A 13,864-nucleotide genomic window follows, 5' to 3' on the forward strand; every position below is an offset into this window, starting at 1 on the left:
TCTTGCCCGCTTTCAATAAACCGATACAAGCGTCATAAGCAAAACCAGGGCTCTTAATTTCCTGTTTCTATACTGATCTCATTAAACTGATCCAACAGATCTTCTATAGCAAGCGCTTCTTTTTCTTCTCTGCCCTTGTCTAAAATCGCCTGGCCCTGATGCATCATAATCAGACGGTTTCCATATTCCACAGCAAACCTTAAATTATGTGTGACCATAACCGTTGTAAGATTTTTTTCTCTTACAATCTTATCTGTCAGCTCCATAATCAGTTCTGCAGTCTTAGGGTCCAATGCAGCCGTATGCTCATCCAAAATCAAAAATTCAATAGGAGTCATTGTGGTCATCAGAAGAGCCATGGCCTGCCGTTGACCGCCGGACAAAGCTCCCACTTTTGTTCCCATCATATCCTCAAGTCCCAGCCCCAGCTGTGAAAGCATTTCCCGGTAATGGCCGATTCTCTTTTTGTTTGTACCCAGCCTCAATCCATATGCTCTGCCCTTATTATCTGCCAGGGACATATTTTCAAGAATGGTCATGGAAGGACAGGTTCCCATAGCCGGGTCCTGATACACCCTCCCGATCTTCCTCTGGCGGACATATTCCTTTTGCTTTGTAATATCCTCATTGCTCAGGAATATAGAGCCATTTTCCGGCTGCAGACTTCCGCAGATTAAGTTCAGCATAGAGGTCTTGCCTGAACCGTTGCTTCCGATCACAGATACAAAATCTCCGTTCTGAATTTTTAAATTGAAGTCTTTAAACAGACAGATCTCATTTACCGTTCCGATATTATAATATTTGTCAATGCTTTTAAGTTCAATCATGCTTTCACCTTCTTCTTGCGGTCCATGCTGACGATCAGAATGACTAGGAACAGGATGGCAGTAATCAGCTTAAGATCCTGAGAATCCAGCCCAATCTCAATCGCTGCCGCCACACAGGCTTTATATATGACAGAGCCGACAATAACTGCCGTTGTCGCTTTTAAAAAATTCCCTTTGAATATGTTGGTTCCGATAATCACACTGGCCAGGCCGATGACAATCGTTCCTGTTCCCATGGAAATCTCAAAAAATCTCTGCTGCTGACACATTACACTTCCTGCTAAGGCCACCAGTCCATTGGCAATGGATAATCCGACAATTTTTACAAATCCACTGTCCTTTGCCAGTGATGTGACAATCTTTTCATTGTCCCCAACAGCCCTCAGCAGATATCCGGACTTGGTCTTTAAGTAGAGATCCAGCAGAAGCTTTGCGATGAGCATGATCACCGTAATGATGATCAGTGTTTTATATGGCTGCAAAGCTTCCGGAAACAGTCCGTCGACAAAATTATTATTGAATATAGTATTGTAATTAAACAGAGGAACATTGGCGCTTCCCCCGGTAATCCGCAGGTTGATTGTATAAAGCCCTGTCATCATGATAATACCTGACAGCAGGTCCCTGACTTTAAACTTCACATGAATGATTCCAGTCAAAGCCCCTGCCGCTGCTCCTGCCGCTGTTGAAAGTATCAGCGACAGAATCGGATTGAATCCATTCATCAGCAGCACCGTGGTTATGGCAGCACCTAACGGAAAGGTACTGTCCACAGACAAATCCGGAAAGTCCAGTATTTTATAAGTAATGTATACGCCCAGAGCCATTACAGCATAGATAAATCCCTGCTCGAAGACGCCAATGATCAATTGTTCCATTTTTTGCTCCTATTATTTGCTTGCTTTAATTTCTGTAAATGTCTCGACTGCTTTTTTCTGCACATCAGACGGAAGTTTGATTCCCAGATCCTTTGCAGCTTTTTCATTCAGGTAAACATCTCCCTGATTGAATGTTTCAAACGGGATTTCAGATGCTTTCTTTTCCCCTTTTAATACTTTTGCAGCCATTTTTCCTGTCTGCTCTCCAAGTTTCACAAAATCAATTCCAACACATCCGATACATCCAAGCTTCACCTGCTCAATCTCAGATCCAAATACCGGAATTTTTGCCTTGTTGGCTTTTTCCAGATAGGTCGGCATACAGCTGACTACGAGATTATCCGTCAGATTTGTAATACAGTCTACTTTTTTGATCAGACTGTCTGCTGCCATCGGCATATCTGCAGCTGCACTGATTCCCTGTGTAACAATTTTAAATCCGTTTTTCCTGGCTACTTTTTCATATGCCTCGATTCCGGCTTTCGAGTTGACCTCATTGGTACTGTACAAGATCCCCACATTCTTTGCTTTCGGCAGTACTTTACGGATCAGTTTCAGCTGTTTATCTGCAAGAATTAAATCAGAGGTTCCGGTAACCTCTCCAACGTTCTTCCCGTTCTGGTCTACAAATCCAGCCAGTTTTGGTGAAGTAACTGCAGTGTAAATAACCGGTGTTTTTGATTCAGAAGCCGCATTGTATGCACTCTGTGCACTTGGAGTAGCAATGGCGCAGATCAGATCCAGTTTCTTGGATGCAAAATTGGAAGCGATCTGGTTATCTGCTGCAGTATCCGCCTGTGCATTTTTATAAGTGATTTTTAAATTCTCGCCTTCCTTGATTCCTTCTTTTTCTAATCCCTGAATAAATCCTTTCCGGCAGTTATTTAATGATTCATGCTCTGCGAACTGCTGAATCCCTATCTCATAAGTTTGATCCTCACTTTTCTTTGAACACCCTGCGAATAATAAAGAAGCTGCCAGTACCATACTGCATCCTGCTGCTAATAATTTTTTTCTCATAACTTTCTCTCCTTTTCTCTACAACTGATTTTCTGCACGATAGAGATAAACAATCTTTTTTGGGCGGCAGCTGCATAATAGAATAAAAAACGCCCCAAGCTTACGCTTGAGGCGGATATCCGCGGTACCACTCAAATTGACATCATAAATAATGCCCACTTTTTTTCATATACTATCATATATGCCCTGTCAGGTAACGGGTCGGGTGCCCGGCAACTCCTACTTAAAACATGTTCAGAACTGCCCTCGAAAGTCCATTCATCAGGGAATTCATACTGCAATCCCACCGCCTGCAGTTCTCTTTAAATCCTTCTGCTCCTGACTACTACTCTTTCTCATCGGTTTATCACTATATGATGAAATGATAATACTTTTTCCGATTTGTGTCAACCCTGAATTTATCCCTTATTTATAAAATGAATGTCCCTGATAAGTAAACAGTTTTGTCAATGCTCTGTCAAACCAGGATACATTTCTCGGATTTGCCATTGTCTTTTCTACAAAATACAAAGCGCCCTCTGAATAGTCTTCCCCCTCCAGTGCCCGTTCCACACTTTCCCTTGTAGATGCTTTTATAGTGACAGAATTATACCGTCCATCGGCTGTAGGAGAAAACTGGACACTGCCGTTTGTTCTCTGGAATACAACCTTTTCAACGCTGTTTGGAAATTCTTTGGAACGCACTCTGTTTAATATCACATTTGCGACTAAGATCTTACTCTTAATGTCTTTGTCCGTAGCTTCTGCTTCCACAATCCTTGTCAGGATCGCTTTGTCTCTTGTAGATATGCTTTTCAGTCCTTTGACTTTCTGCACTTTTTCTATCTGACGTTCAATATTTAACTTTTTAACCAGTGCCTTGCGCTCTTTAAACTGCTCTTGTTCCTCCAACAGTTTTCTCTGGATAAGCTGATCTACGCCATTGTCGCCTTTCGGCGGCTGAAATAATGTGTCACTTGCAAAGACCTGCTGCCCTACGCTGCATAAGCCAATCGCGCAAGATATGGCTGCTACTTTCCATTTTTTCTTCAATGTCATATACACTCCTTTAATATAGTGTATGACATTTTTGAAACATTATTCACACTTTTGTAAAATTTATGTCCTCATCAAAAAGATAATTGCAGGCCAGAAGCAATACCGCGGAATCTTATTTTTATGTCATCTGCTTTATGATTTCTTTTTTCTAAGAGCGTACAAAATGCCACTGCCCCCTAAAATACTCAAAATGATCCATAGGGCTTTAGTTTCTTCTCCTGTTTTTGCTATCTGTCCATTTTTTTGGATCTCTTTATATTTCCAATGATCACTTTTTCCCGGAGTATTATTCTTTTTCTCTGCTTTTTCAGACCTTCCGCCGCCTGTCACCTCTGTTTCCGTCTTCTTCCATTTTGCTTTTAGTATCATATCCTGATGCACTGGTTCTGTAAAGTCCCACTTAACTTCTTTTCCGTTTTCATCCGTATAATACCAGCCCTCAAATTCATACCCGTCCCTCTTTGGATCTTTTGGCTCTATGGCCTGAGTTCCGCCTCTGACTGTCTGGACCGCCGGTGTGCTGTAGCCTCCGTTGGAATCAAACTTTACTTTGTGATCGCCGGTTAGTGTCACTTTGACTTCGGCTTTTATACCATTTTCTATGAGAAAGGTCAAAGAAAATTCTCCGGTTCTGCCGGCTTTCTTTGCCTCATTCAGGACTTTCCACTGCTTCTCATCAATCGAAGGCTCTATCGTATTTCTGCTCTGATCCTTCGCTTTTACCCTGCAGAGTTCAAGCAGATCTTTTTTTGAAAACTCTGCTCCTCCTGTGGGATGGGTTCCGTTGTTCGCCGCCAGAAATGGTTCCTCATGGCCTGGATCAAATTTGGCACTGTCGGTCCCCTTATCCCTTAAGTATACTTGAATTGTCACCTCTGTTCCGCCAGGTGCCTTCATTGTCAGCTGAAAATTCCCGGTTTCTCCAGCCGTTTTTGCCTCATTGATCCTCCTGATCTGATCTGGTTCAGAAAATGTGATGCAGTCCCTTTCCACTAATTTTCCATCTTTATCAAAAGCCTTGACAATAGACAGCTCCTTCAGCTGTTCTTCGGTAAAGCCTTCTCCTCCGGTTCTGCTGATAATATCCATTCCTTTAATCGTCTCCCCGCTGTCCGGATCTGTACTTGTGCCTGTCTCATCATATTTCATTAAAGAAACAGTTACCGTAACCTTGGCTCCGGCCTTTGATGTATAGGTCAGTTCAAATACACCGGATGCACCGGATGTCTTTGCCTTATTTATTCTGTCAAATTGTTCTTTGTCCACAGAAAAACCATCTAACGAAATGGTCGTTCCTTCTTTATCCTTTCCCTTCAGTTCTCCATAGATCTTAAGTTCATCTTCCGTAAAAGCATCTCCGCCCGTATCCTTCTCAAAATCATTGGCTCCGATCGTCGGATCCGGATCCTTGGGATTCATCCCTGCGGCATCTGTACCGTCATCCCGCAGACAGACACTGACTGTCACTTTAGTGCCGTCAGCAGTCTTAAATGTCAGAGGGTAATCTCCGATCTTTCCTGCCTTTTTTGCCTCGTTTAAATCTTGTATCTGCTTTTCATCATAAAAGCTGATCTGGTCAACCGATAAATCATTTCCTGTTTTATCTTTTGCTGTAACTTTTGTAAGCTGTTTTAACTGTTCTTTTGTAAATCCGTTTCCTCCCGTTTTACTGATAATATGATTGGCTCCGATCTGTTCATTCGTAGTTGGCTCCACTGTGTTTTCATCTCTGAACGGTCCAAAATAAGCTACTGTATAAAATTTTCCAACGTGGATCTGTGTTTCAGATTTAAACGGCGTTCCTTCCATAAATGTATAATGATCCATGGAATCTCCGTCCTGGACATACCCCTGATAGCCTTCCTGCGGAGAAGAAACAAATCGTCCGAACTCTGTAGGTATTGTAAATCCCGGATAATCGGTCGCCCCAATCCCCGGGGCATTGCTGGCTTCATCACCTTTTGCAATGACTAAAGTATCACCTCCGCTGATTACAATATTGTTAAGCGACGATGTACAGACTGCCCCGATACCGGGACCACAGCTTCCGCCGACCGCCTCGACTCTGCCCCCGGTAATAAAAAGCCCGTCTATATTAACCCAGACACCTCCTCCAAGTCCTGCACAGCCATAATTTCCCTCAGCCTTAATGTTTCCTCCGGATATAGAAAGATTGCTTACTTTTTGGTTGCAGGCCGGGAAAACACCGCTGCCAAATGTATATTCATAACTTGTCAGACAGGCACCTCCGATGCCCGGACTGTGATATCCGCCTTTTGCCTCAATGTTTCCACCCTTGATGATGAGATTCGCCAGTCCACACTCGCCGTCTATTTTAGTTCCCCGAAAACTGTTTCCAATAGCGCCTGCATGATACTGGTCATCTTGTCCTGCTGCTGTGAGGCTTCCGCAGCTGCTGTCACAGCGGTGTCCTTTTTCATCTGCCTTCTCACATCGAAGAATGAGCTCTCCGTCCATTCCGTCTTTTGTAATGGCATTTCCTTCATCTCCTTTGTATCCATCCTTTGGATTTCCAGACTTAGAGAGTAAAATATTATTTCCTATGAGTGTCATCGTTACCTTCGCATGGGACACATTAATACAGTCCATTTTTGTTTTATCACATGTGATATTGACATTATTAAGAGTCATCTCTGTCCTGACTCCTTTTTCTACAATCACATTATATTTTGTTGTAGTCCCTGTAACCCAATATCCCTTTGGATTCAGGCTTCCATCGTCCTTGGATACCCCTCCCACTGTAGCGCCTGTTTTTGTGATTACTATATCTCCTTCGCTGACATCAAGAATTGTCTGACCGTTCTCCGCAATGCCTCCGGATCTGCTCACTGCCTTTCTAGAATTTGTTTTTCCCTCTCCATTCTTTGTTTCTTTCTTTTCTTCAGGGGCGGCTTCAGTCTTTGCCTGACCTTCCGGTTCTTCTTCAGTTAATCTGGAAATACCCCCCCCCGGATTTTCCAGACATTTCCTGCTCTGTATCCACCGCTCTCAGCATCTCTGTCCCTGAATCAATCCCCAGCGCCAGTGTAAGCACGGCAGCAGCCATACACCTCTTCCATTGTTTCTTCATTCTTTTCCCTTCCTTTCCTGCCTGACAAGTGCACTTTTTGCAGACAAATGATTTTTGACTTTATAAGATCTTTCTGCTGCTTGATTAGTTAGACAAAAAAGACACCAGATTTTAGATTCTGATGTCTTATCAAATATTTCTTTTTTATTAAAAATGGAATTTAGTTAATCTGTAAGCCGGGTTCTGTCTTAAATGATCATCTATCTCGACTTGCTGTTGCCAGCAAGCTCCAGCGGCACACCGAAAAGCGGGCCGGGCAAGCCCATAGCTCTTCTCCTGCCTTGCTTCGGATGGGGTTTACATGTGCCCTGTCTGTTACCAGACAGGCGGTGGGCTCTTACCCCGCCTTTCCACCCTTACCGGCAATAACCGGCGGTTTATTTCTGTTGCACTGGCCTGAGGGTCACCCCTACCGGACGTTATCCGGCATCCTGCCCTGCGAAGCCCGGACTTTCCTCACCAAACTGCTTTGGCGCGATCATTCGGTTAACTAAATTCCGAGTGGAATTATACCATGTTCTTATGAGTTCCGTCAAACAATTTAATAAATTCTCACAGTATAACTCACTTTATATTTGCCGCAGTATGCAGTTATCTTAACCTTGCCCTTTTTCTTTTTCGCCTTAAATTTTCCGCTGGTCTTTCCGATGGATGCCAGCTTTTTATTGCTGACTTTCCATTTCACTTTTCCGGACACACCGTATTTTTTTACTTTAAACGTATATGATTTCTTTTTCTTGATCTTTGCTTTTTTCTTAGAAAATGCCAGACGCTTATTGCTGACTTTAACCTTACATTTCAGGTTATAACTTCTACCCTGTTGTGTTACTTTTGCCGTAATAACAGCAGTTCCGGCCTTTTTAGCAGTTACTTTACCTGAGGAATTCACAGCGGCCACTGACTTTTTAGAACTTGAAAACGCAACCTTTGCACCTTTTACTTTATTTTTTACTGTGACACTTGATTTATTGCCTTTATAGATATCCAAAGAATACTTTGAAAGATAAGGTTTAGTGTAGGTTACATTTGGTTTTGCTGTCGTGGTCGGTTTCGGCTGAGAAGCAGATGTAGCTGCAGGTGATGTTGGTTTTGGTGTGACCGCAGGAACATTGGTGTCATTCTTCTGAACTTCCTTTTTTGTTGTTGCCTTTATAGAAAAGTTACACAAACGATCTTTTTTTGATTCGTCTCCCAAACCGTTATTAAGTTCTGGCAAATCATAAATATCTATTATGTTTCCTTCTGATCTGCTTGCAGCAAAGCTCTGTTTTGGTTTAATAACTCCTTTATAATAACATTCGATCTCGCCGTCATCATTTTCAAAATATTGTGTATGTTCTGCACCAATACTTACCTCTTGTCCTGCTGTTTTGCTTTTCAGTTCAACTATAACCGCATTTTTTCCTGAAACACTAAGGGGAGATATTTTCTTTGTTATATAACCCGCAAATGGTACATCCTCTTTATTAGATATACTCTTTTTCTCCGCCAAAACAGGAGTTCCTCTGTCATTTACCGGTGCAATAAACAGTTGATATTCAGCATTTGCATTCTCTGTAAAAAATGTAACTGATTCCAGCACTTCACTTTTCCCAAACTCAAAAACATTGATAAAATAACCATCTTCCAGCCCGGTAAACTGGGCAGAATCAACTGTGCCAAACTCATCCCATTGATATAATTTTTCATTTTGATCATATGTCTTATAGTTTCTGATTGTATAATCAGGCAGAATAGAAGTATCTTCATAAGAAACCCAATAGTATCCTCTGTCACCGCTCATGGTTCCCCAGCTGTTCTTTATCAGCCATGCTCCGTTCCCAGCTGGCATCTCTTTAAAAGTGCTTTTAGAATAATTATCGTCCCATCCCACAATCTCAACTTCATGATTCTGTACGGCATCCTCTTCTGTACAGTAGTAAGAACTTCCAGTTAAATATTTCGCACCATTTCTCCAATAAATCCCTGTCCCTACTGCTCCATTATTAATAACAGCCTGTTTAATCCCGGCCTTATCGTTTGGATTTAAAAACTGTATGTCTGTGGCCTGATATAACTTTGGTGCAGTGTTCAAATTACCCGGTGGATTCTCATCTGCAAAATTAAACACAAAATTCTTGAACGGAATATCCCTTTCTGACTTGGGTCCAAAACCGGAAGCATAATATCCTGCCGACATCCATTCATTCCCACCATTATCATTAGTAGTGTTATTGATATATCCTGTACCTGTCAGGCCATTCATTGTCCAAAGCATATGCTGTTCCGACAGGTCTGTATCATTCCCTGAACTTGTCTTTACTTTTGATTCAAATAATCCGCTCCCTGCAAAAGTCCAGCAGGCTCCCACATTTCCCTGATCTTTCACAGAAGTCATATGGCCTTGTTCTCTGCCGTCATATTTTGATGGTAATACTGCACTTCGTTTCCGTCCAAGAGAAGTTCCTGTAATCGATACTTCTGCTTTTGACGGCGGCTGCCGATATCCATATTCTGAATCCTTTTCCCCAAAATGTTCGTTTCGCTTTCCTGTCTCTGCTGACAGTGCAGGTTCTGTTTCTGCTTTGATAACCGAAGGCTGGAACGTCATTGTAAAACAGATACAGAACACCGCTATAAAACTAATTCCCCGTTTTAATCTCTTCAATATTACTCCCCTTTACATAGTATTCTTTGTCCCTTTGTCCTTTACTATATAAGAGCTGATTTTTCCAGTAATAGTTAGAATCTTTTCTTCTTGTTTATACATCAAGTCTCAAAGCAGCTTCCCCCAATAAATTCTCTGAGAAGAGAGGTCTTCGGTATATCTTCGCTTTTGACATTTAAAAAATAATCTAAAAATTTCAGCAGACGTTTGGACTCCTGATATTCCGGACATCCGGGGCTGATCTGAAATAAAAGAGGTTCCGCATATTGTTTTAACACCGCCAGCTCATAGATCTGGGCGGAGTTAAACATAATATCCGCCTCTTCCTGATAAGGGAAAATATTCAGTTCTTCTCCCCGGCGTACAGATTCCCAGCGCCCGATGGTCGTTTTGGCATCCATCCCCCTGTGTCTGGCGTCCCTTACGATCCTGCGGAGCAAACGTCCGTCTGAACTTGGAATCCGGTTGTGTTCGTCAATATTGATCTGACTCAGTGCACTAACATAAATCTTATATTTATCCTGCTCTGATATTTCACTGGACAGCATCCCATTGAGTCCATGAATTCCCTCGATAACCAGAACGTCATCCGGCCCGATCTTTTTATAATTCCCTTTATATTCCCGCTTTCCGGAAATAAAATTATAAGTTGGAAGCTGTACCTGTTTTCCCGCCAGCAGACAGTTGATATCCTCATTAAACAGTTCCAGATCGAGTGAAGCAATGGTTTCAAAATTGTAATTGCCCTCCTCATCCCTCGGAGACAGTTCCCGGTCTAAGAAATAATCATCCAGAGAAATCGGATGGGGCGTAAGTCCATCAATCTGAAGCTGTATGGCAAGCCTGTGGGAAAAAGTAGTCTTTCCGGAAGAAGACGGCCCGGCAATCAATACCACCTTCTTGCCGTCATCTACAATCTTTGTGGCAATGTCCGCAAGCAGTTTCTCCTGCAGTGCTTCCTGTACAAGAATCAAGTTATTGATATCTCCGTTTGTGATCTCCTCATTGAGCTTTCCAACCGTATCCACCCGCATCAGCTTGCTCCAGGACCTGGACCGCTGCATAACATGGAAAAGCTTTGGCTGCGGCGTAAAACGTGAGACTGCATGGAGATGATCCCGTCTCGGAATCTGCAGAACAATTCCTCCCTGATATGCGTCCACATAAAAATCCTGAATATACCCTGTACTCGGAGCCATATATCCGTAGAAATAATTTTCATATCCATCCAGAGAGTACACATTGGTCCTTGAAACTCTCCTGAACCGGAAAAGCCTTACCTTTTCCTTCATTCCCTGCTTTGCAAACCTTCTCCTTGCTTCAAACGTATTGTAGGAAATCTTTTCAATCTTCAAATCACGGCTGACCAGATCCCGCATTTTTTCCTGAATTTTTTTTGCCAGGTCATCATCAACCAGCAGATCATCCTGTGCAAATTCGCAGAATGTACTGTTGCCGATGGAATAATTCATCGTGATCCTGTTGGTGGATCCTTCTCCGAGAACTTCTTCGCACGCTTTCAAGAAAACAAAATTTACCGTTCTTTTATATGTCATATACCCGGTCTGTTCCTTGTTGGTGACAAACCGGATCTCGCAGTCCTCATCTATTGTGTGGTATAATTCCCTCAGTTTTTCTCCTGTATAGGCAAGCAGGATCACAGGTGCTCCCGGTCGCTGAAAACGTTTTGCAATGTCTTCAAGCGTGGTGCCCTCTTTTACACTGATCTCTGCTCCTTCTGCTGTCACATGCAACATTCTGTGCATCATCTCCTCTCTGGTCTATTTTACGTCAAACGGACACTTTGTATGTCTTAAGATTATTTCACATTCTGGTATATGTTTCTGAAGATAATCTCCCATAAAATCAACAAAGATCTTTTCCAGTCCGTGATGTCCTGCATCTATGACCGTAATGCCCAGATCCAGGGCATCCAATCCCTCATGGTGCCCTATATCTCCGGTGAGAAACAAATCAGCCCGGGCATCGGATACTGCTTTTTCCATGTGCCGTCCGGACCCCGGCACTGCCGCAATCCTTTGGATCTCTTTTTCCCCATCTCCAAACAACAGCACATGCTTGAGATCAAAAGCCTTTTTTACCAGGTCTGCAAAGCTGTCTGCAGAGATCGGACGGTCAAGTTCAGAAACTGTTCCTATTCCCATAGGTACACCATCTTGTGTACAAGTGACCTCCACCGGGGCAAGGCTTTCAAGTCCCAGTGCTTCGCATACAATCTTTCCCATATGGACAACATCAAAATTCGTATGCATGGCATAGCAGCTGACGCCGTTCTCCAGCAGGGAAAGCAGCTTGGCCGGTGTTCCTGCATCAACGGTGATGCTTTTTAACGGTGAAAAAATGAGAGGGTGGTGGGTCAGCAGAAAGTCCACATTTTGGCTGACTGCTTCTTCCACCACCCCATTGTCTGCATCCAATGCGACCATGATCTTCTTAATTTCTCTGTCTCTGCGTCCCGCAAGAAGCCCTACATTGTCCCATTCCATAGCATAATCTGCCGGCACATAAGCTTCTAATATTTCAATCAGTTCACTGCATTTCATAATTCTTCAGTGCCTCCTCTATTTCCTCCAGGGCATGGGATAATTCTTCTGCCCTGCATCTCAGAGTTTCTGAGTCCTTTCCATGAAAAGATATAAGGATTTTTTGTATATCTTCTTTTTCTTTTAACAGGTATTCCTTCATACATGGATCCTTTGATGAAGGCAGACAGTTACCGTAAGTATACTGCCAGGGAAACTGATATGCCTCCCTGCCTTTGACTGCCTTTATCACAATATAATACTTTCCGTCTTCCTTAACCAATGCTTCTTTTTCGATGGCAAATCCATGTCTGTGAAGAAACTTCCGCACCTTTTCCCAATGGGACTGGGGAGAAAGGACAAGCTCCGCCACACTGCCCAGCTTGTCTTCCCCGCGTATCAGGATCTGTTCCATCAGATCCCCGCCCATACCGGCAATGACCGCACTGTCTGCATCGTCAGGAAGCGCTCCCATGCCGTCAGAAAGGATGCACTCAATCTGTCCGTCCAGTCCTTCTTTTTTTATATTCTGTCTTGCCCTCTCAAGGGGCCCCCGGTTGACATCCATGGCATATGCCCGGTCAGAAATCCCGCTGGATGTCAGGTAAATCGGTATGTATCCATGATCTGTCCCGATATCGGCGACATACATCCCTTCGGATACAAAAGAAGCAATTGTTTTTAACCGTATTGACAGCTCCATAATTCACCCAATTAATCCAGATAATCTTTCAGTTTTCTGCTGCGGCTCGGATGTCTTAGCTTTCTCAAAGCCTTGGCTTCGATCTGCCTGATTCTCTCTCTTGTGACATTAAACTCTTTTCCTACTTCTTCCAGCGTCCTTGCACGGCTGTCATCCAAACCGAAACGCAGTCTTAACACCTTCTGCTCTCTCTCTGTCAAAGTTCCCAGAACTTCGCTCAGCTGCTCTTTGAGCAGAGTAAATGCCGCCGCATCTGCCGGCACCGGTACATTATCGTCCTGTATAAAGTCTCCAAGATGGCTGTCCTCTTCCTCACCAATCGGAGTCTCTAAAGAAACCGGCTCCTGGGAAATCTTTAAAATCTCCCGTACCCGGTCAACAGGGATATCCATCTCCTCTGCAATCTCTTCCGGAAGCGGTTCCCGTCCGAGTTCCTGCAAAAGCTGTCTGGATACTCGGATCAGCTTGTTGATGGTCTCCACCATATGCACAGGGATACGAATTGTTCTCGCCTGGTCAGCAATCGCTCTGGTGATTGCCTGGCGGATCCACCAAGTGGCATACGTACTGAATTTATATCCTTTTCTGTAATCAAACTTCTCTACTGCTTTGATCAGGCCGAGATTTCCCTCCTGAATCAGATCCAGAAACAGCATTCCCCGTCCTACATAACGCTTTGCAATACTGACAACGAGACGCAGATTGGCTTCTGCCAGCTTCTTCTTTGCTTCCTCGTCTCCTTCTTCCATCCTCTGGGCCAGACGGATCTCCTCATCGGCACTGAGCAGCGGTACTTTTCCGATTTCCTTTAAGTACATGCGCACAGGGTCTTCGATGCTGACGCCGTCCGGGATGGTCAGGTCCGCTTCTTCTTCAATCTCTTCTTTGATCTCCAGATCTTCGTCTTCGTCTCCCTCCGGAATCGTAAGCACATCAATCCCATTTTGTTCCAGGTAATCAAAAATCGCCTCCATCATATCAGATGTCAGCTTAAAATCTTTGAAATATGTTTCTATCTGTGCATACTCCAAGAAATTTTTATTTTTCTTCCCCAGTTCTACTAAACCTGCCAGCTTCTCGCTGAATTGTAACATTGTGTCGTCCATTGATTTCCTTC

At 43.4% G+C, this 13,864-nt stretch carries 11 protein-coding genes, 1 other RNA gene and 1 other annotated feature; all 12 genes read right to left on the minus strand.

Going from position 1 to position 13,864, the window contains the following annotated elements:
- Positions 1 to 53: 53 nt before the first annotated feature.
- Entirely contained in the window at positions 54 to 827 is a 774-nt protein-coding gene (locus KH180_RS08130; RefSeq protein ID WP_290758971.1) for an ABC transporter ATP-binding protein, read from the minus strand.
- Positions 824 to 1,705, minus strand: coding sequence for an ABC transporter permease (locus KH180_RS08135; RefSeq protein ID WP_290758977.1), 882 nt, complete (start codon positions 1,703 to 1,705; stop codon positions 824 to 826). The genes KH180_RS08130 and KH180_RS08135 overlap by 4 nt, the downstream gene beginning before the upstream one ends.
- A 12-nt stretch (positions 1,706 to 1,717) precedes the next feature.
- Complete coding sequence (locus KH180_RS08140) at positions 1,718 to 2,725, minus strand: ABC transporter substrate-binding protein (RefSeq protein WP_290758980.1); 1,008 nt, start codon at positions 2,723 to 2,725, stop codon at positions 1,718 to 1,720.
- 104 nt (positions 2,726 to 2,829) lie between these two features.
- Positions 2,830 to 3,073, minus strand: a binding site (T-box leader).
- 57 nt (positions 3,074 to 3,130) lie between these two features.
- On the minus strand, positions 3,131 to 3,763 hold the full coding sequence (locus tag KH180_RS08145; RefSeq protein ID WP_290758983.1) for a cell wall hydrolase: 633 nt from the start codon (positions 3,761 to 3,763) through the stop codon (positions 3,131 to 3,133).
- Positions 3,764 to 3,895: 132 nt separating this feature from the next.
- Complete coding sequence (locus tag KH180_RS08150) at positions 3,896 to 6,613, minus strand: InlB B-repeat-containing protein (protein ID WP_290758986.1); 2,718 nt, start codon at positions 6,611 to 6,613, stop codon at positions 3,896 to 3,898.
- 94 nt (positions 6,614 to 6,707) lie between these two features.
- Positions 6,708 to 6,854, minus strand: a complete 147-nt coding sequence (locus KH180_RS08155; protein ID WP_290758988.1) for a hypothetical protein — start codon at positions 6,852 to 6,854, stop codon at positions 6,708 to 6,710.
- Positions 6,855 to 7,010: 156 nt separating this feature from the next.
- Positions 7,011 to 7,348, minus strand: an RNA gene (rnpB, locus tag KH180_RS08160) — RNase P RNA component class A.
- A 47-nt stretch (positions 7,349 to 7,395) separates the two neighbouring features.
- Positions 7,396 to 9,501, minus strand: a complete 2,106-nt coding sequence (locus KH180_RS08165) for a C1 family peptidase (protein WP_290758991.1) — start codon at positions 9,499 to 9,501, stop codon at positions 7,396 to 7,398.
- Between the two features lie 101 nt (positions 9,502 to 9,602).
- Positions 9,603 to 11,258 carry a nucleoside kinase gene (locus KH180_RS08170; protein ID WP_290758993.1) on the minus strand — a complete coding sequence of 552 codons (1,656 nt, stop codon included), beginning with the start codon at positions 11,256 to 11,258 and terminating at the stop codon, positions 9,603 to 9,605.
- 24 nt (positions 11,259 to 11,282) lie between these two features.
- Complete coding sequence (locus tag KH180_RS08175; RefSeq protein ID WP_290758995.1) at positions 11,283 to 12,065, minus strand: Nif3-like dinuclear metal center hexameric protein; 783 nt, start codon at positions 12,063 to 12,065, stop codon at positions 11,283 to 11,285.
- On the minus strand, positions 12,052 to 12,747 hold the full coding sequence (locus tag KH180_RS08180) for a tRNA (adenine(22)-N(1))-methyltransferase (protein ID WP_290758998.1): 696 nt from the start codon (positions 12,745 to 12,747) through the stop codon (positions 12,052 to 12,054). The genes KH180_RS08175 and KH180_RS08180 overlap by 14 nt, the downstream gene beginning before the upstream one ends.
- 11 nt (positions 12,748 to 12,758) lie before the next feature.
- A complete protein-coding gene (gene rpoD, locus KH180_RS08185) occupies positions 12,759 to 13,853 on the minus strand; it encodes an RNA polymerase sigma factor RpoD (protein WP_137328338.1) in 1,095 nt (364 codons plus the stop codon).
- Positions 13,854 to 13,864 lie beyond the last annotated feature (11 nt).

Origin of the sequence: Anaerostipes sp. (assembly GCF_018381315.1) — a bacterium.
Classification (GTDB): Bacteria; Bacillota; Clostridia; order Lachnospirales; family Lachnospiraceae; genus Anaerostipes.

Excerpts from the sequence above, each read along its gene's own strand:
- KH180_RS08180 (WP_290758998.1), bottom strand. The coding sequence starts at position 12,747 with ATGGAGCTGTCAATACGGTTAAAAACAATTGCTTCTTTTGTATCCGAA.
- KH180_RS08140 (WP_290758980.1), bottom strand. The coding sequence starts at position 2,725 with ATGAGAAAAAAATTATTAGCAGCAGGATGCAGTATGGTACTGGCAGCT.
- KH180_RS08175 (WP_290758995.1), bottom strand. The coding sequence starts at position 12,065 with ATGAAATGCAGTGAACTGATTGAAATATTAGAAGCTTATGTGCCGGCA.
- KH180_RS08135 (WP_290758977.1), bottom strand. The coding sequence starts at position 1,705 with ATGGAACAATTGATCATTGGCGTCTTCGAGCAGGGATTTATCTATGCT.
- KH180_RS08130 (WP_290758971.1), bottom strand. The coding sequence starts at position 827 with ATGATTGAACTTAAAAGCATTGACAAATATTATAATATCGGAACGGTA.
- KH180_RS08145 (WP_290758983.1), bottom strand. The coding sequence starts at position 3,763 with ATGACATTGAAGAAAAAATGGAAAGTAGCAGCCATATCTTGCGCGATT.
- rpoD (WP_137328338.1), bottom strand. The coding sequence starts at position 13,853 with ATGGACGACACAATGTTACAATTCAGCGAGAAGCTGGCAGGTTTAGTA.
- KH180_RS08155 (WP_290758988.1), bottom strand. The coding sequence starts at position 6,854 with ATGAAGAAACAATGGAAGAGGTGTATGGCTGCTGCCGTGCTTACACTG.
- KH180_RS08170 (WP_290758993.1), bottom strand. The coding sequence starts at position 11,258 with ATGTTGCATGTGACAGCAGAAGGAGCAGAGATCAGTGTAAAAGAGGGC.